Genomic DNA, 18220 nt, shown 5'->3' on the forward strand with positions numbered 1-18220 from the left:
GATCACGTGACCGACGAACCAGAGCGCCGGGGAGCGCTCCTCCGCCTGCTCCGCACCCATCTCCGGCCGTACCGGGGGTCCATCGCGATCGTGGTGCTGTTGCAGCTCGCGCAGACCTTCGCCTCGTTGCTGCTGCCCGCGCTGAACGCCGACATCATCAACAACGGCGTGCTCGAAGGGGACACCGACCGGATCTTCAGCACCAGCGCGGTCATGCTCGCGGTCACGCTGGTGCAGGTCGTGACGGCGGCGGCCGCGATCTACTTCTCGGCGCGCACGGCGATGGCGGTGGGCCGCGACGTGCGGGCGGCGGTCTTCGAGCGGGTGCAGACCTTCTCCGTGCGCGAGCTGGGCGAGTTCGGGGCGCCGTCGCTGATCACGCGCACCACCAACGACGTCCAGCAGGTGCAGATGATCACCATGCTGGCGCTCGCGTCGATGGTGACGGCGCCGATCATGGGCGTGGGCGGCGTGATCATGGCCCTGGGGCAGGACGTCCCGCTCTCGGCGCTGCTGATCGTGGTGGTGCCCACGCTCGCGGTGGCGATGCGCTTGATCCTGCGCGGGATGGGACCGCTGGCGGGCTTCGTGCAGCAGCGCATCGACCGCGTGAACCGCATGCTGCGCGAGCAGATCACGGGCATCCGCGTGGTGCGGGCCTTCGTGCGCGAGGACCACGAGCGCGAGCGCTTCGCCGACGCCAACGGCGAACTGATGGGCGTGGCGCTCGGGGTCGGCAAGCTGATGGCGTTGATGCTGCCCGTGATCCTGCTGGTGATGGAGCTATCCAACGCCGCCGTGATGTGGTTCGGCGGCCTGCGGGTGGACGCGGGCGCGATGCAGATCGGCGCGCTCTTCGCCTTCCTGCACTACCTGATGCAGATCTTGATGTCGACGCTGATGGCGACCTTCATGATCCTCCAGCTCCCCCGCGCGCGGGTGTCGGCGGGCCGCGTCGAGAAGGTCCTGACCACCACCACGAGCGTTGTGGTGGCGGAGAACCCGGTCACGGAGCTACCTCGCCCGGGGTACGTCGACGTGCGCGGAGCCGGGTTCCGCTACCCGGGCGCGGAGCAGCCGGTGCTGCACGACGTGGACCTCATCGCCCGCCCGGGACAGACCACGGCGGTGGTGGGTTCGACCGGCAGTGGCAAGACCACGCTGCTCAACCTGCTCCCCCGGCTCTTCGATGCCACGGGCGGCGAAGTGCGCGTCGGCGGTGTCGACGTGCGCGAACTGGCTCCGGCGACGTTGTCCAGCGAGATCGGTTTCATCCCGCAGAAGCCGTACCTGTTCTCCGGGACGATCGCGTCGAACCTGCGCTACGGCAACCCGAACGCCTCCGACGAGGACCTGTGGCGAGCCTTGGAGATCGCTCAGGCGAGGGACTTCGTCGAGGCGCTGCCGGAGCGGCTGGACGCCCCGATCGGGCAAGGCGGGAGCAACGTCTCCGGCGGGCAACGGCAGCGGTTGGCCATCGCCAGGGCACTCGTCGCGAAGCCGGACATCTACCTCTTCGACGACTCGTTCTCCGCGCTGGACAACAGCACCGACGCAGCGCTTCGTGCCGCACTGGCAAAGGAACTCGGCGGCGCGACAGTGATCATCGTCGCGCAGCGGATCTCCACGATCCGCGAGGCCGACCGGATCGTCGTCCTCGAAGCGGGGCGGGTCGTGGGGACCGGAACGCACGCGGAACTGATGACCACCAACGACACCTATCGGGAGATCGTGCTCTCCCAACACACCGTGGAGATGGCATGAAGACCGAGAAGCCCACTGACTTCGCCGCGACGCTGTCCCGGCTGCTGCGGATGATGAAGCCCGAGCGCGCGCTGCTCGCGGGGGTGTTCGCGGCCGGGCTGGGCTACGTCGCGACGTGGGTGACCGTGCCGTTGATCTTCGGGCGCGTCACTGACCTGATCTTCACCGGAGTGCGCGGGACGGGCATCGACTTCGGCGCCGTCGGGACCTCGCTGGCATGGGCGCTCGCCGCGATCGTTGGCTCGTCGGGCTTCGCGTGGGTGCAGGGCAGGCTGACCGCCGTTGTGGCTCAGCGACTGGCCTTCCGGCTGCGCGAGCGTTCCGCCGACAAGCTCAACCGGCTGCCGCTGGCGTACTTCGACCGCAGCCCGCGCGGCGAGGTGCTGTCCAGGGTCACCAACGACATCGACAACGTTTCCGAAGCGCTGCAACAGGTTCTGAGCCGCATCACGATCTCGCTGCTCACCCTGCTCGGCGTGGTCGTGATGATGTTCTGGCTGGCGCCGACCATGGCACTGCTCGCGCTCATCACCATCCCCGTCGCGATCGTGATCACCAGGGCGATCGCCAAGCGGGCGCAGCCGCACTTCAAGAAGCAGTGGGCCACCACCGGCGAGCTCAACGGCCACATCGAGGAGATGTACACCGGGCACGCGCTGGTGAAGCTCTTCGGCAGGCAGCGCGAAGCGGTCGCGACCTTCGCCCAGCACAACGAAAAGCTGTACAAGGCGGCCTTCCGCGCGCAGTTCGTCTCCGGCACCACTCAGCCCGCGATGTCCTTCGTCGGCAACCTGACCTACGTGATGGTGGCCGTCGTCGGCGGGCTCCGCGTGGCCAGCGGAACGATGTCGCTCGGCGACGTCCAGGCCTTCATCCAGTACGTGCACGAGTTCAACCACCCGATCACCCAGCTCGCCGCGATGACCAGCATCGTGCAGTCGGGCCTCGCGTCGGTCGAACGCGTCTTCGGCCTGCTCGACGCCGAGGAGCAGCGCCCGGAGCCGCTGAGCCCGATCCCGCTCGGCACGGTGCGCGGACGCGTGGCCTTCGAGAACGTGTCCTTCCGCTACTCCCCCGACAAGCCGCTCATCGAAGACCTGTCGCTGTCCGTGGAGCCCGGCCAGACCGTCGCCATCGTCGGCCCGACCGGCGCGGGCAAGTCCACGCTGGTCAACCTGCTCATGCGCTTCTACGAGGTCTCCGGCGGCCGGATCACCCTCGACGGCGTGGACATCGCCGAGGCACGGCGCTCGCAGGTGCGCGGCAACATCGGCATGGTCCTTCAGGACACGTGGCTCTTCGGCGGCACGATCGCGGAGAACATCGCCTACGGCGTCGACGACGTCTCCAGAGAGCGCATCGTCGAGGCCGCGCGCGCCACGCACGTCGACCGCTTCGTGCGCACGCTGCCCGACGGCTACGAGACGGTGATCGACGAGGAGGGCTCCAACGTCAGCGCGGGCGAGAAGCAGCTGATCACCATCGCGCGCGCGTTCCTGGCCGATCCGGCGATGCTCGTGCTCGATGAGGCGACCAGCTCGGTGGACACGCGCACCGAACTGATGCTCCAGCAGGCGATGTCCTCGCTGCGCCAGGGCCGCACGAGCTTCGTGATCGCGCACCGCCTGTCCACGATCCGCGACGCCGACGTGATCCTGGTGATGGACTCCGGACGCATCGTGGAGCAGGGCTCGCACGCGGACCTGCTCGCCGCCGACGGCCACTACGCGCGGCTGTACGCGGCCCAGTTCGCCCAGCCCGTCGCGGCATGAGCCAGAATCTCCCTACGTGGCCCTCCCGACCGACCTCCAGTCCGCTTTGGACACCGCGCTCAGCCGCTTCCCCAACCAGGAGCTGGCCCGCGCGGTGGACCGCCTGAGCACGCGGTACCGGGAGGGGCGCGCCGCGACCGCGCCGATCATGAACTCCGACAGCGACGTGGCGGCCTACGCCGGCTACCGCATGCCCGCCACCTACGCGGCGGTGCGCGCGGTGCTCGGCGAGGTCGCCGCGTTCGCGCCGGAGTTCGCACCGAAGTCCCACGTCGACGTCGGCGGCGGCACCGGGACCGCGCTGTGGGCGGCGGCGGACACCTGGCCCACGCTCAGCGAGCTGACCGTGGTCGAGCAGGTCGAGAAGGCGCTCAACCTGGGCCGCGCGCTCGCCGCCTCCGCGTCGTCGTCGGCGCTGCGCTCGGCCACCTGGCGGCGAGGCGTGATCGACACCAAGACCCCGCTGCCCGCCGCCGACATCGTCACGCTGTCCTACGTGCTCGGCGAGCTCCCCGAGGGCATGCGCGCGCGGACCGTCGCCTGGCTCGCCGCGTCCGCGTCGATGGTGGTGCTCATCGAACCCGGTACTCCGGCGGGGTATCAGCGCATCGCCGAGGCCCGCGCGCAGCTGCTCGAACTGGAGCGGTCGCTCGTCGCGCCGTGCCCGCACTCGCACACGTGCCCCATCCCGCAGGACAAGGACTGGTGCCACTTCTCCGCCCGCCTGCCCCGTGTCGGCGCGCACCGCCTGATCAAGGACGGCACCCTCAACTTCGAGGACGAGAAGTTCGCCTACATCGCCGCCTCGACGACGCCGACCGCGCACGCCGAGAACCGCATCCTCCGGCATCCCTTGAAGCGCAAGGGATTGGTCTCCCTACAGCTGTGCTCGGCCGAGGGCGTGCTCACCGAAGCCAAGGTGACCAAGCGCCACGGCGACCTCTACCGCTCCGCCCGCGACGCCACCTGGGGCGACGCCTGGCCCCCCGCTCCCTGAGCCCAACCTAGGCACCCACGAGGTTCAGCCGTCTTCAAGACCACCAAACCCCCGTTTCGATCATCGTTAACCGCCACAAACCTCCGACACGGCATCCGAAGGTTTGCCGTCGTTAAAGACCGCTGGGAGGGGGGTTGGTGGGTCTTGAAGACTGGCGAACCCGCCGGGACGGAGTGCGGGGGTCACAGGGTGGACCAGTAGGCGAGCGCGACGAGGAGCAGCACGAGCCACCACAGGCTAGAAGTGCGCGAAGTACGAACGCACACCGGAGACCCCTCCCCCGCCCAACGCCACCATGAGCGCGCTGCGGGCTTGGCCCACGCCCAGCCCGCGTGAGCCGATCGCGCCGACCTTGCCGACGATCCCGATGTCCGCCAACGGGTGCTGCTGCGCGCGCGAAGCGACCACGACGGGGATGTCCCAGTCCACGACTTCGCCCACCGCCGCGAACATCTCCACGGGAACGTTGCCGATGCCGGTCCCGTCGAGCACGATCCCTCGCGCCCCCGCATCCACGACAGCCGTCAACTGCTCCGCCCGAGCACCGGGGTAGACCGCGATCACCGCAACGTCGGTTTCGGGCTCCCCGACCGGAGCGGGCACGGACAGCGCACGACCGCCGAGCAACACCACCCGGCCATCGGTCACCTTGCCCACCAACGGGTTCAGCCCGGACGACAGACCGCGGACCGACAGCGCGTCGACCTGGCGAACCCACCGCGCGGCGTGCAGCTCATCGCCCGCGCACACCACCACTCCGGCTCCGCGCAGCGCCACATCGCCAGCGGCCACGATGGACGAAGCCAGGTTCCGATGCGCGTCGCTCGACGGCTCGTCGCGCGGTCGCACGGCGCCGGTGAACACGACCGAGCCCAACCCGCCCACATCGCCCAGCATCAGCTCGGTGAAGAACGGCGTGTGCTCGACGGTGTCAAACCCGTGCGCCACAACGACTCCGCCGAAGCCGTCGACCGCGAGCGCGTCACGGACACGTCGCGCGATCAGCAGCATCGTCGACGGCGTGACATCCCAACTCGGTTCGGCCAGGAGGTCCTCGACCACCACTCCCGACGGCACCAAGTCAGCGCCGCGCGCGACCGCGTTGCGGGACTGCGCGATCGTGTCGGCGGTCGCGAGGACCAGGGTCGGCTTCACAGGCCCACGTGCTTCTCGATGCGCTCCAACCGCTGCATGATCGGCTGGAGCAGAGCGGCGGCGTCAACCTGAGAAGCAGCCTGAGGACTGGCCTGCGCGCGCAGGTGCACGTACCCCGCGAGCGCGGCCGTCACCGCACGCCGCGTCAACCGCAGCTCAGCCCCGTGCGACCGCAGGAGCTGACCACCGGCTCCGTCAGGCTCGGAAACCAAGCCCAGCAACAGGTGTTCGCAGCCGACGTAGTTGTGGCCGAGCGCGATCGCCTCGGACACCGCCAGCTCCAGCACGTTCGCCGCGTCGCTGCCGAACCGCTGCCCGCTCCCCTCCCCCGAAGCCGCAGGCACGGCACCGTCCAGCTCGCGCAGCAGCTGCGCCGGATCGATCTCCAGCACGCCGAGCACCTGCAACGCCAGGTTGCCGCCCTCAGCCAGCATCCCGCCCAGCAGGTGTTCGGAACCGACGCTCTCCGCGCCACTCAGACGAGCCCGCTCGATGGCGAGCTTGACCGCCGTGCGGGAGCGCGGGGTGTAGTTCGCCAGACGCGCGGTCGGGTCGTCCACGTCGAGGTCGCCGAGCGCGGTCTCCCTGATCGCGGTCACTCGGCGCACGGACTGCTCCAGCGCGCGCTGGCAGATCGCCGACACCGGCACGCCCGTCTCCTTGACGGCCTCGGCCAGCTCGTCCGGCAGGTACACGTTGATCTTCGGCACGGGGTACCCCTTCGCTAGGTGTACCCCCTTTGTACCCCCTGTGGGGTTACCTGTCCAGCACCGCCGGGTTCAGCCGAGGGCGGAACGGGCCGTAGGCGTTGGCCCTCGCCGCCGCCTTCCGGAACGGCGCCAGCGCGCAGAGCAGCCGGAACGCCAGCGGGAACCGGTACGGCAACCCCGTCGCGAGCGCCTTCGCGGTCCGCTCCTCCACCCGCACCTGCTGCGCCTGGACCTTCTCGATCGCGGGCTCGCGCAACCGCTGCACCTCCGCCAGCGCCTCCTCCGACACCGCGCCAGCCTTCAGCTCGGGAATCAGCACGTTCGCCGCCACCACGGCGTCCTGGACCGCCATCAAGATCCCGTTTCCCCCCACCGGCGAGATCACGTGCGCGGCGTCGCCGATCATCAGCAGGCCGGGCCGGTACCACCGCTTCGCCCGCGCGATGTCCACCGACAGCAACGTGATCTGCTCGAAGCCGGTCAGCAGGTCAGCCCGATCGGCCAGCCACCGCACGTTCTCGCGCACGAACTCGCGGATCGGCTCCACGCCCGCGCGCCGCGCCTGCTGGAAACCGCCCTTCGGGATCGTGTAGCCCACCTGCCACGAATCCGGCCCGCCCAGCAACCCGATGTAGTGCCCGGCGCCGAAGTAGATGTCGACGTCCGCCTCCGGCGGGTCGTCGGAGCGCCGGGGCAGCCGGAACCACAGGATGTCCCCGCCCCCGCCGAGCGAGGTCACCGGCAGATCGGCCAGCCGCCGCATGCGCGAGAACCGCCCGTCCGCCGCGACCACCAGGTCGGCGCGCACGACCTCCCCACCGCACCGCACGCCGACCACGCGCCCGTCCTCCTCGACGAGCCCGGTGACCTTCGCGCTGGTCCGCAGCTCGAAGTTCGGGTGGACGGCGGCCTCGCTCGCGAGGAAGTCCAGGAACCGCGCCTGCGGCATCAGTGCCACGTAAGGGAACTTGCCGCCGATGCGGTCGTAGTCGGCGGTCCTGACCGTCCAACTGGGACTGTGCAGGGAGAACGTGGTCGCGCGGAAGTGCTCCAGCTCCAGCAGCCGATCGGCGAGCCCGAGCTGGTCCATCAGCTCCAACGTCGCCGGGTGCAACGAGTCGCCGCGGAAGTCGCGGTCGAAGTCCGGCTGCGACTCCAGCAGCGTCACCTCGACCCCCGCCCGCGCCATCAAGTACGCGAGCACCAGGCCGCCAGGCCCACCCCCGACAACACAGCACCTCGACATGCGGCCCCATTCCGTCAGCATCAACTTCGTCGAACCCTAAATTGACCAGTGCCCGAATCGCCGTCCGGAATAGCCTGCGCAACATGACTGCAACCGTTGACCCGTCCAACTCCGCCCAACTCGACGCCTGGAACGGCGATCAGGGCTCGTTCTGGACCAGACGCGCGCAGCGGTTCAACGACGGCGTCGCCGCCTACCGGGACCACTTCTTCACCGCAGCCGCCATCCAGCCGCACGAAGCCGTGCTCGACATCGGTTGCGGCAGCGGACAGACCACGCGTGACGCGGCCCTCCAGGCCAAGGACGGATCAGCGCTCGGAGTCGACCTGTCGGAGCAGATGCTCGAACTCGCACGCCGGGAGGCGGCGCCGAACGTCTCCTTCCTCCACGCGGACGCGCAGATCCACCCCTTCCCCGAAGGCAGCTTCGACATCGCGATCAGCCGCCACGGCGCGATGTTCTTCGGCGACGCCCTCGCCGCGTTCGGCAACATCGCCCGCGCACTGCGCCCCGGCGGTCGGCTCGCGCTGCTGACGTGGCAGCCCGCCGTGCGCAACGAGTGGATGACCACCTTCCGCACCGCCTTCGCCGCCGGGCGAGAGCAGCCCGTGGTCCCGCCTCGCGCCGGCGCGCTCAACGACCCCGACCTCACCCGGGACCTGTTGACGTCAGCGGGTTTCACCGATGTCGAGCTCCGCCCCGTCAGCGAGCCCATGTACTTCGGCCGCGACGTGGAGGACGCCCTCGCGTTCGTCGTCGAGCAGTTCGGCTGGATGACCCGCGAGCTCGACACCGAGACGCGGGACCGCGTCGTCGAGGAGGTGCGCGCGAGCATGCACGAGCACCAGACCGAGCACGGCGTCTTCTACGGCTCCGCGGCCTGGATCGTCCTCGCGCGCCGTCCTTGATGCTCTTCGCCTTCCCGTCCACCATTAATTTCACCCGACACTGAAGTCATCGAGGTTAGTGATGGCTTAGGATGCGCTGGTGAAAACCGGTGATCAGGTCGTCCAGGAGCTGCCCTGGCGGTGGAACACCCAGGGAACGATCTTCCTGGTGGGCGGGCTCGGCTTCATGTTCGACGCGTGGGACGTGGCCCTCAACGGCTTCCTGATCCCGCTCGTGGGCGCGGAGTGGGGCCTGACCACCGGGGAGCGCGGGTGGGTCGGCACGGCCAACCTGATCGGGATGGCGGTCGGCGCGTTCGCGTGGGGCGGGATCGCCGACATCGTCGGGCGGCAACGCGCGTTCCGCTGGACGCTGCTGATGTTCTCGCTGTTCACCGTGGCCGGAGCCGCCGCGCCGGACTACGTCACCTTCTGCGTGTTCCGCTTCCTCGCCGGAGTCGGGCTCGGCGGCTGCATCCCGGTCGACTACGCCCTCGTCGGCGAGTTCACCCCGGCCCGGGTGCGCGGGCGCGTCCTCACCGCGATGGACATCTGGTGGCCGATCGGCGCGACCCTGTGCGGCCTGACCTCCACGCTGCTCGCGGACATCGGCGGCTGGCGAGCTCTGATGCTCGTCATGGTGCTGCCCGCGCTGCTGGTGTTCTGGGTGCGCCGTTCGGTACCGGAGTCCCCGATGTACCTGGTGCGGCGCGGGCGCGGTGACGAGGCGCGCGCGGTGATCGACCGGCTCGTCGCCCGCACCGGCGCGGAGGTCGAGCCGTGGCGGCTCCCCGAAGCGCAACCCGCTCCCCGGCTCACCCCGCGTGCGGTCGCCGCCCAGGTCGCCGCGCTCTGGCGGTTCAGCCCGAAGATCACCTCAGCGGCGTGGGCGGTGTTCCTGGCCGTCTTCGTCCTCTACTACGGCGCGCTGACGTGGCTTCCCAGCATCCTCAAGGCCGAGGGCTACGGCGACTACGCGGCCTTCATGGTGGCCACGTTGATGACCGCCGTCGGCATCCTCGGCGTGCTCGTCTCGGCGTGGTTGGTGGACGTGGTCGGCCGCAAGTGGGTGATCGGCGTCAGCGCCCCGCTGTCCGCGCTCGCGCTGGTGCTCTTCGCCGCGCAGCTGGAGATCGCCTCCGCCGCCAAGCTCTGGATCGCGGTGTACGGCTTCCTCGTCCAGGTCACCATTCCCGCGCTCTACGCCTACGTCTCCGAGCTGTACCCGACCGAGCTGCGCGCGAGCGGTTTCGGCTGGGCCTCCACCGTGAGCCGCGTCGGCGCGGGCTTCGTGCCCCTGCTCTTCGGCACCGTCCTGTGGCCGCACCTCGGGCTCGCGCTCACCTTCGCGGTGATCGGCGCGGCGGTCCTGCTGGCCGTGTTCTGGATGGCACACGCCGCCCCGGAAACCCGCAAGCAACGCGTGAGCTAGGAAGCCGGTACGACAGTCTTCAAGACCCACAAACCCCCGCCCCAGCGGTCCGCAACGACGACACACCATCGGGCAGCGGCGAGGTGGGGGGCGGTTAGCGATAATCGAAACAGGGGTTTGGCGGTCTTGAAGACTGGCGAACTACGCGCAGGACTAGGGCCTGTCCTGTAAGTGGTTGAGCTGCGTATTCCGGTCACGGTGCCGCTGGGGGCCGGGGTGTCTTCAAGACCACCAAACCCCCCTGTTGATCATCGCCAACCGCCGCAAACCCAGCAGCCTCGTGAGGTTTGCCGTCGTTGAAGACCGCTGGGGCAGGGGTGTGTAGGTCTTGAAGACCGCCGAACCCGGCGACTTGCAGGACAGGCACTAGGAAGCCACGTTCGCTGCCACGTCGGGGTGCGGGTAGTGGCCGATCGGGACGGCGAAGCGCGCCTCGCCCTCGGCCGGGCACAGCCACACCGCTCCCCCGGCGAGCCGCTCGCTCCGCGCCGGATGCCCGTGACCCGGGCACTCCGGCCAGCCGAGCAGGTGGTCCGCCACCACGCCCTGAAGGCACGAGGCGACCTCCGCGCACACGTCCTCGTCATCGCCCCGCGCGGAGACCGAGCCCTCGACCTCGCCGCCGCCGAAACGCAGCCTGATCTGGACGCCGGGATCGCCGTGGTCAGCGACGATCGCGGTCACGGGCAGCGCGCCGTGGGTGGCGCAGACGTCGATAAGGAAGCGGCGCGCGGCCTCAGCGACGGAGCGCGCCGCGGGAGTCCAGGAGCGGACATCGACCAAACTCATCGGCGCAGTGTAGGGACACGGTTCTCCGCATCGAGGGCGACCCCGCGCTGATCTTGCGACGCGCGCGGCATGCCCTTGCACAGGGAGGCGTCACCACCCGTTAGTGTCGGCGCCCGTGACACAGACCGGACACACCCCTGCCGTGGACGCGACGCACGCCCTCTCGCCGGTGCCCTCCGCCGCCGCGCGCCGCGACCAACCCGTCCCGGGGCGGATCCGGTACTACTTCGGCCCGATGGCCTGCGGGAAGTCCACGCTCGCGCTGCAGATCGACCACAACCACGCCCGTCAGGGGCGGCGCGGACTGCTGCTGGTGCGCCACGACCGCTCGGGGACGCCGACGATCTCCAGCCGGATCGGCATCACCAGGGACGCCATCGAGGTGCACGAGGAGATGAACATCCAGGACCTGGTGCGCGCGCAGTGGGCGGGCAACCAGCGCGTGGACTACCTGATCGTGGACGAGGCGCAGTTCCTCTCCCCCTGCCAGGTCGAGCAGCTCGCCGAGCTGGCCGACCACGCGCAGGTCGACGTCTACTGCTTCGGCCTGGCCATCGACTTCCGCAGCCACCTCTTCCCGGGAACGCAGCGGCTGGTGGAGCTGGCCGACGAGCTGCACCCCGTGCAGGTCGAAGTCCTGTGCTGGTGCGGGTTGCCGGGCAAGTTCAACGCGCGCACGCAGGACAACCGGATACTGCGCGAGGGCGACACCGTGCTCGTCGCCGACACCGCCGACAGCGACCCCGGAGCCGAGAGCACCGTGCGCTACCAGGTGCTCTGCCGCAGGCACTACCGCAGCGGAGAGCTCGGCCCGCAGGCCGTCCCGGCGGGCCAGCTCAGCCTGGCGTGAGCGCGGCGGGCGGGGCGCACTTCGCGTAGAGCCGCACCATCTCCTCGGTGACGCGCTCCCACGAGTAGCGGCACTCGACGCGGTCCCGCCCGGCCACGCCCAATGTGCAGCGCCGCACCGGATCGCCTACCAAGCCCCGCAGCACCTGCGCGAGCGCGCGCGGGTCCCGGGTCGGCACGTGCACTCCGGTGATGCCATCGACCACGACATCGGCGAAGGCTCGAACAGCTTGTGCCACAACGGGAACTCCGCACGCCATCGCTTCGAGCGCGAGGCGGCCGGCGGAATCCTGCCGCGACATGCAGATCACAGCGTCGGCTGAGCGCAGCATCTCCGGCGTGAGCCGATCCCCGGCGATCACCAGCTCCGTCTCCGGAACCGAGGCCATCGCCGCGCGCACGACGTCGATGCCGTCCTCGTCCGGCGCGATCACGCGGTAGGTCTCGGCGCGCTCCGCCACCGGCCCATTGGGACTGAACACCGTCGTGTCGACGCCCACGGGCACGACCGAGATGCGGCTGCGCGGTACTCCGGCTGCGACCAGGTCGGCCACATCGTCTTGGCACGAAACAACAATCCGCGACGCCGTGCCACCGACGACGCGCTTGGCGAGCCGGTGTTCCGACGCGTCCAACCCGCCGCAGGTCAGCAGAACGGGAATGTCGGTGTGCTGCACGGCGGCCAGTGCCGCCAAGCCGGACAGCCAGGAGTGCGCGTGCACGACGTCCGGTGGATCGGCGGCGAGATCCCGCCCCAGGCGCATGTGACCGCAGCGGGTGACCGCGTGTCCGAGTGCGGACAACCGTTGCGGCAGCTCATCGGCGTACGGATGCCGAGCTGACTCGGCCGACACCAGGGCGATTCTCACACCCCTGGTAGTTGCCGTAGTGCAAAGAACTCAAACCGGGTTCACGCGGCCAGGGCTTCCCGCACGCTCCGGTAGAGGCTGAACTCCGAGGTCAGCCCCGAGACCTCCAACGCGCGCGTCACCGGCTTGGTCGACACCGCCAGGCGCAGCTGCACGCCCTGTGCCGCCACGCGCTGCGCGGCCTCGTGCAGCACCGCCAAGCCGACCGACCCCATGAAGGACACGCCGTCGAGATCGGCGACCACGACCGCCGTGTCCGCGTCCGTCGCGGTCAACGCCTCCTCCAGCTCGCGGGCGGAGTACATGTCGAGTTCGCCGACGACGGTCACCACGTTCGTCGCGCCGGTCCTGGTGACCTGGACGTGCACCAGCGGAGCCGACTGTCCCGGCTCGCTCGGCGTGGGATCGGAGCTTTCGCTGGCCATCACTGCACATTCCCCGGATGTGTGAGCGGATGCGACTTGAATCCCGCCAGCGTACTGATTTCCCGGCCCGGCACCAGGTCTCAACGGCAGGCCGGAACGGCGTCCTGCTGCCGCGAAAGCTCACCTGGCGGGGTGGACTTCTCCGGCACACGCCAACACAGAGCCAAGATCACCATGATCACCGCGAGCCCCACGTGCAGCCAGGACCCGGCCGTGTCCAGCGGCAGCACGTTCGCCGAACTGCCCTGCGGCACGAAGAAGCCGTACAGCCCGAGCGCCAGCGCGACCACCGCGCCGACCGCCAGGAAGCGCCGCGCTCCCCTGCTGGTGTTGCCGAGGGTGAGCCCGGCCGCGCCGAAGAGCAGGTGCACGACGTTGTGCAGCACGGAGACGTCGAAGAGCCCGAACAGCTCGGCGCCCGAACGCGGTCCGGCCATCTTGAGCAGCGCGTAGTCCGTGGTGAGGCCGGGGACCAAGCCGCAGATGCCCAGCAGCAGGAAGGTCGCGGCGACAACGCCCGCCGCCCACTGCACGGCCGCGCGTTGACCCGCGAGGAGGAGCTGTGGCACCGCAGCCGCCCTTACCGAGTGATCACCGTCGGCGGCCCGTCCACCAACTCCCGCGTCGATCATTCTCCCGTCCCGGGGCAGCGGAACGCCAGCCACCCCCGCGAAGTCGGAGGGGCTTTCGTCGCTAGCCTGAGCTTTCCCCGCGCCGACAACGGTTTCCGGCGCGTTCCCCCGGTGTCTGGAGTGCTCAGCCGTGTCTTTCTCTCGGTCCTTCTCCGCCCGTGCGGCCGGTGTCGCCGTGGCCGTCGCAGGCGTGCTCGCCTCCGCTTCCCCCGCCCAGGCGGCGGTCGTGCTCAACGACCAGCCGCTGGGCCTGCGCGCGTTGAACAACGTCAGCATCCTTCCGGTCCAGCTCTGCGGTGGGGCGAGCTCGTGCGAGAACGCCCCCGTCGGCGACCACATCTCGGAGATCATCACCAACAGCGTCGTGCGCGGGGTGAAGGGCAGGCCCTGACCCGCCGCTCTCCCGGACGGGCCGGGTGACGCGGGGGTTCGGCGGTCTTCACGACCACCGAACCCCCCTGTCGATCATCGCCAACCGCCCCCTGCTCCGGCACCGCCCGATGGTGTGTCGTCGTTGGAGACCGCTGGGACGGGGGTGTGCTGGTCTTGAAGACCGGCGAACTCGGCGGCTCGCGGAGCAGCGCTAGCCGGTCGTTCTGGTCGGGCGGGGCCTGGTGGTCGTGGTCGGCTGCTCGGTGGTGGGCCGGGGCTTGGGCCTGGTCGTCGTGGCGGTGGTTCCCGGCGCGGCGGCCTCCGAGCCCGTCTCGGCCACCACCCCCGTGCTGACCTGCACGGTGATCACCGAGCCACCACCGCTCTGACCGATCACCGTGCCCTTCGGCTTCTGGCTGGCCTTCTGCACCACGCGGACCGTGAAGCCCGCGCCCTCCAGGCGTTCCCTCGCCTCGGCCAGGCTGAGCCCGACGACCGACGGGGCGCGTTCGCGCACCTCGGGCTCGCGGCGTTCACGTTCTCCGTCGGCGTAGCGGTCCTCGACCTCGGGCAGCTCCACCCGCTCCATCGCGGTCATGATCCCGGGCTGCTCCCCCGCGCCGTTCATCGCGTGGAACCACGTGCGCGCCGGGTACTTGCCGCCGTAGATGTAGCGACCGCCCGAGCACGGGCGCGGCGGCAGCGACCCGCCCGGATCGCACAGCGTCGTCGGGCTCGGCGAGTCGTCGAAGGTGAACACCGCCGCCGACAACTGCGGCGTGTAGCCCAGGAAACCCGAGGACTTGTGCTCCTGCGTGGTCCCGGTCTTGCCCGCCATGGGCCGGTCCCAGCCGTACTCCTTCGCGGCGGCCCGCGCCGTCCCGGTCAGCGCGTCCTTGCTGAGCCCCACCGTCATCGCGTTGGCCAGCCCCGGTTCCACGACCTGCGCGCACGGCGGCTCGGTGAGGGGGACGCGGCGCCCGTGCCGGTCCAGGACCTCCTCCACCGGGCTCGGCGGGCACCACGTGCCGTTGCTGGCCAGTGTGGCGCCGACGTTGGCCAGCTCCAGCGTGCTCGTCGGTGTCGGGCCGAGGGTGAAGGAGCCGTAGTTCTGCTCGGAGAAGAACTTGCCGATCGAGCGCTTCTTCGGGTCCTCGCCCGCGCGCACCGTGTTCAGCGACCGCAAACCCAGTCGCACGGCCATGTCCACCGCGGCGGGCACGCCCGTCTTCTCCAGCAGCTGCACGAACGTGGTGTTCGGCGAGGTCGCGAGCGCGTCCTGCATCGACATCCGATCGGGGTACTCCCCCGCGTTCAGCACGCAGTACTTGCGCAGCCCCTCCGCACCCATCGGGCAGCTCCCGGCCCCGCCCGTGAAGACGGTGGAGGTGTAGGAGCCCGGCACCGGGAGGCTGTCGTTGATCCCCATGCCCTTCTCCAGGGCCGCGGCGGCGGTGAAGATCTTGTAGATGGAGCCCGCGCCGAGGTTCTGCATCGCGTACGGCAGGCCCAGCGTGGTCTCGTGCTTGTCCCGGTCCAGGCCGTAGGCGCGGTTGGCGGCCAGTGCCACGACGCGGTGCTTGTCCTTGCCGGGCTTGACGATCGCCATCGCGTTGGCCGCGTGCTCGGTGTCCGGTGGCACCTGCGCGTCGACGGCGGTCTTGGCCTTGGTGAGCGCGTCGCGGTCGAGCGTGGTCCTGATCGTGTAGCCGCCCCTGCGCAGCTTCTCCTTGGACAGCCCCACGCTCTCCAGGTACTTCGTCACGTAGTCGCAGAAGTAGCCCGCGTCGCCGGTTCCGATGCAGCCGTTGGGCGGGCGGGCCGTCTCCGGGGCGAGGCCCAGCGGCGCCTTCTTCTCCGCCTCGGCCATCTCGGCGGGCAGGCGGTTCTGCTTGGCCATCTCGTCGATGACCACGTTGCGCCTGGCCAGCGCGCGCTCGGGGAAGCGGTAGGGGTTGAGCCCGCTCGGCTCGTTCACGATGCCCGCGAGCAGCGCCGCCTGCGCCACCGTCAGGTCCTCCTGCGCGATGCCGAAGTAGGTCTGCGCGGCGGCGGCGATCCCGTAGGAGCTCTGCCCGAAGGGGACGGTGTTGAGGTAGCGCCCGAGGATCTCGTCCTTGGTGAGCACCCGCTCCAGCTGCAACGCCGTCCGCAGCTCGCGGAGCTTGCGCGCGGCCGACTGCTCGCGGGCCTTGGTCTGCTCCAGCTTGGTCTCGGCCGCGATGTGGGTCAGGTAGTTCTTCACGTACTGCTGCGTCAGCGTCGACCCGCCCTGGGACACCTTGCCGCGCAAGGTGTTCGTGACCAGCGCGCGGCCGATCGCGACCAGGTCGACGCCCTCGTGCTCGTAGAAGCGCTGGTCCTCGATCGCCACGATCGCGGCCTTCATCGTCACGGCGATCTTCTCGGCGGGCACCAGCACCCGGTACTGGTCGTACAGGTGCGCCAACGGTTTGCCCGTCGTGTCCTGCATCGTGGTGAGCAGTGGCGGGTCCTTGGCGACCAGTTCGGTCGCGGTGCTGTCCACCGTGTCGCCCGCCCGCACCGCGACCATGCCCAGCGCGCCCACGCCGGGGAAGAGCACCGCCGCCAGCAGCACCCCGGTGAGCACGCACAGCGCCAGCAACCTCAGCTTCGGCCGTTTCCGGTGCCGTACCGGCTCGTCGTCCCAGGTGAGATCGGTGATGTCGAGCTTGTTCGACACCCGGATCGAGACCCTGTCCCGCACGCCTCCCCCATCCCCGTGGTGCTGTTCCCCGTTAGGTGTAGCCGTTTCGGGTTCCAGCGCAGGGCAACGCCACGCGCACGATGGGGTGGCCGGGCGGGGTCAGGGACCGACGTGGCTGCCCGTGATCAACTCCTGCTCGTCGTCACCCACCGGGGCGTTGCGGCAGGGGGCGGGGCCGCACAGCTGGATCGGCAGCACGCTCACGTTGTTGAGGATCTCGATCGGCGTCGGCCGGGTGTCCAGTCCGAGGCCGATCGCGTGCGCCGGAGCGCTCACCGCCATCATCGCGGCGGTCCCGGCGAGAACGGCGGTGGCGCGCGTTCTGACTGACATCTAGATCATCTCCACTCATCGCGTCCGATTGATCGCGCAAGCAATTTCCCGAGCTCGCCCGGAAAATGCTAACGATCACCCCTGTCACCCGAAAGAGAAGGCCCGCCGGAGAGCGCCGGCGGGCCTTCTGGAAAATCGGGCGAATCAGCCCTTCTCGATCTCCACACTGGTTCCGCTGTTGCCGATGCGGACGGTGTTCCTGCTACCACCGTTGTTGCTGATCACCGTGGTGTTGCCGTGCGAGCCGGTGTTCTCGACGATCGAGCGGTTGCCGTGCGAGCCGTTGTTGCTGATGACGGTCGTGTTGCGGTGCGAGCCGGTGTTGCGGACCGCCGAGGAGTTGCGGTCGCTGCCGTTGTTGCTGACCACCGAGGTGTTGCGGTGCGAACGCAGGTTGACCACGTCGCTGTCGTTGGAGTTGGCGTCGTTGTTGCCGATGACCGACCGGTTGCGGTCGGCGACCGCGTTGACCACCCGGGACCGGTTGTCGCTGGCGTTGGTGTTGCCGACGGCGACCTTGTTCAGGCCGGCCCGGTGGTTGGCCACCGCGATGTCGTTGCGGTGGGCGCCCCGGTTGACCGCGACCACGTCGTTGCGGTCGGCCGACCGCGCCTGACCAGCGCCTCCGTAGCCCTCGTTGATGACCACGACCTGGTTGCCGTGCGCGTTCTTGTTGCGCACCGCCGTCCGGTTGCCGTTGGCGTTGTGGTTGCTGACCCCGGTGTCGTTGTCGTCGGAGCCGACGTTGTCGACCAGCGTGTCGTTGCGGTCGGCGTTCTTGTTGCGCACGCCGGTGCGGTTGCGGTTGGAATCGTCGTTGCGCACACCGACGCGGTTTCCCACGGCTCGGTGGTTACCGACCTCGACGTCGTTGTCGTCCCCGCCGGTATTGCCCACCACGACGCCATTGGCACCGGAAGTGGGAACGGCGGGAGTGGCATGAGCGGTTCCCACGCTGAACGGCATCAGAACTGCCAGCGTCGCCGCCACGAGCACGGCACGGCCAACCGCACGATCGGTTTTCACCACATTCTCCTTCTCCAGACAAAAAGCGGGCTCGCACCCCGAGGAGTTGTTCCGATTCCGAAGTTACCTTTTTTGATTTCCCCGGTCGGGTACAACTCCTCCGCCGCAGCTAGAAGCGCGTTCACCCGTTTTCGACGCCGCGCGGCGCTCTCGCTGAGTCACCTCCGCCGCGCTTCGTCACCCGCCAGTAGGAGCACTGTTCCATCCATGCGGCCCAGCGGGAAATGCCTGAAG

General features: G+C 69.7%; 17 protein-coding genes. 7 read left to right on the forward strand and 10 right to left on the reverse strand.

All coding sequences use genetic code 11. From position 1 onward, the window contains the following. The first annotated feature begins 6 nt into the window (after positions 1-6). From ABD798_RS25520 to ABD798_RS25530, 3 genes are read left to right on the forward strand one after another with little or no spacing between them, the layout of a single operon-like run. Complete coding sequence (locus ABD798_RS25520) at positions 7-1764, forward strand: ABC transporter ATP-binding protein (protein ID WP_344879610.1); 1758 nt, start codon at positions 7-9, stop codon at positions 1762-1764. Then, complete coding sequence (locus ABD798_RS25525) at positions 1761-3536, forward strand: ABC transporter ATP-binding protein (RefSeq protein WP_344879613.1); 1776 nt, start codon at positions 1761-1763, stop codon at positions 3534-3536. Before ABD798_RS25520 ends, ABD798_RS25525 begins: the two co-directional genes overlap by 4 nt. A 16-nt stretch (positions 3537-3552) precedes the next feature. Further along, on the forward strand, positions 3553-4533 hold the full coding sequence (locus ABD798_RS25530; protein WP_344879616.1) for a small ribosomal subunit Rsm22 family protein: 981 nt from the start codon (positions 3553-3555) through the stop codon (positions 4531-4533). 237 nt (positions 4534-4770) lie between these two features. Here the strand turns inward: ABD798_RS25530 and ABD798_RS25535 are convergent, their stop codons facing one another. Genes ABD798_RS25535 through ABD798_RS25545 form a run of 3 tightly spaced genes read right to left on the reverse strand, consistent with a single transcriptional unit; the run spans position 4771 to position 7665 of the window. Beyond that, entirely contained in the window at positions 4771-5688 is a 918-nt protein-coding gene (locus ABD798_RS25535) for an asparaginase (protein ID WP_344879619.1), read from the reverse strand. Beyond that, complete coding sequence (locus ABD798_RS25540; RefSeq protein WP_344879622.1) at positions 5685-6398, reverse strand: Clp protease N-terminal domain-containing protein; 714 nt, start codon at positions 6396-6398, stop codon at positions 5685-5687. Before ABD798_RS25540 ends, ABD798_RS25535 begins: the two co-directional genes overlap by 4 nt. Positions 6399-6444: 46 nt before the next feature. Then, entirely contained in the window at positions 6445-7665 is a 1221-nt protein-coding gene (locus ABD798_RS25545; RefSeq protein ID WP_344879625.1) for an FAD-dependent oxidoreductase, read from the reverse strand. Between the two features lie 62 nt (positions 7666-7727). On the opposite strand from ABD798_RS25545, the gene ABD798_RS25550 reads away from it, so the two are divergent. Continuing rightward, the gene (locus ABD798_RS25550; protein ID WP_344879628.1) at positions 7728-8552 is read left to right on the forward strand and encodes a class I SAM-dependent methyltransferase; all 825 of its coding nucleotides are present in this window, start codon (positions 7728-7730) and stop codon (positions 8550-8552) included. A 79-nt stretch (positions 8553-8631) separates the two neighbouring features. Next, complete coding sequence (locus tag ABD798_RS25555; RefSeq protein WP_344879630.1) at positions 8632-9963, forward strand: MFS transporter; 1332 nt, start codon at positions 8632-8634, stop codon at positions 9961-9963. A gap of 366 nt (positions 9964-10329) precedes the next feature. Here the strand turns inward: ABD798_RS25555 and ABD798_RS25560 are convergent, their stop codons facing one another. After that, a complete protein-coding gene (locus tag ABD798_RS25560) occupies positions 10330-10752 on the reverse strand; it encodes a hypothetical protein (RefSeq protein WP_344879633.1) in 423 nt (140 codons plus the stop codon). Between the two features lie 115 nt (positions 10753-10867). On the opposite strand from ABD798_RS25560, the gene ABD798_RS25565 reads away from it, so the two are divergent. Then, positions 10868-11602, forward strand: a complete 735-nt coding sequence (locus ABD798_RS25565; protein WP_086830064.1) for a thymidine kinase — start codon at positions 10868-10870, stop codon at positions 11600-11602. Here the strand turns inward: ABD798_RS25565 and ABD798_RS25570 are convergent. From ABD798_RS25570 to ABD798_RS25580, 3 genes are all read right to left on the reverse strand, one after another. After that, positions 11589-12470: a glycosyltransferase gene (locus ABD798_RS25570; protein ID WP_344879637.1), complete on the reverse strand. Its 882-nt coding sequence runs from the start codon at positions 12468-12470 to the stop codon at positions 11589-11591. The genes ABD798_RS25565 and ABD798_RS25570 overlap by 14 nt on opposite strands. A gap of 41 nt (positions 12471-12511) precedes the next feature. Beyond that, positions 12512-12895, reverse strand: a complete 384-nt coding sequence (locus ABD798_RS25575; protein WP_344879640.1) for an STAS domain-containing protein — start codon at positions 12893-12895, stop codon at positions 12512-12514. Between the two features lie 80 nt (positions 12896-12975). Next, the gene (locus ABD798_RS25580; RefSeq protein WP_344879643.1) at positions 12976-13464 is read right to left on the reverse strand and encodes a DUF4383 domain-containing protein; all 489 of its coding nucleotides are present in this window, start codon (positions 13462-13464) and stop codon (positions 12976-12978) included. A 193-nt stretch (positions 13465-13657) separates the two neighbouring features. On the opposite strand from ABD798_RS25580, the gene ABD798_RS25585 reads away from it, so the two are divergent. Continuing rightward, on the forward strand, positions 13658-13918 hold the full coding sequence (locus ABD798_RS25585) for a hypothetical protein (RefSeq protein ID WP_344879646.1): 261 nt from the start codon (positions 13658-13660) through the stop codon (positions 13916-13918). 192 nt (positions 13919-14110) lie between these two features. Here ABD798_RS25585 and ABD798_RS25590 read toward each other — a convergent pair whose 3' ends face one another. The 3 genes from ABD798_RS25590 to ABD798_RS25600 form a co-directional block, all read right to left on the reverse strand. After that, the gene (locus ABD798_RS25590; protein ID WP_344879649.1) at positions 14111-16627 is read right to left on the reverse strand and encodes a penicillin-binding protein; all 2517 of its coding nucleotides are present in this window, start codon (positions 16625-16627) and stop codon (positions 14111-14113) included. Between the two features lie 99 nt (positions 16628-16726). Next, on the reverse strand, positions 16727-16960 hold the full coding sequence (locus ABD798_RS25595; RefSeq protein WP_344879652.1) for a hypothetical protein: 234 nt from the start codon (positions 16958-16960) through the stop codon (positions 16727-16729). A 144-nt stretch (positions 16961-17104) separates the two neighbouring features. Next, complete coding sequence (locus ABD798_RS25600; RefSeq protein ID WP_344879655.1) at positions 17105-17986, reverse strand: hypothetical protein; 882 nt, start codon at positions 17984-17986, stop codon at positions 17105-17107. Positions 17987-18220 lie beyond the last annotated feature (234 nt).

Origin of the sequence: Allokutzneria multivorans (assembly GCF_039537405.1) — a bacterium.
Classification (GTDB): domain Bacteria; phylum Actinomycetota; class Actinomycetes; order Mycobacteriales; family Pseudonocardiaceae; genus Allokutzneria; species Allokutzneria multivorans.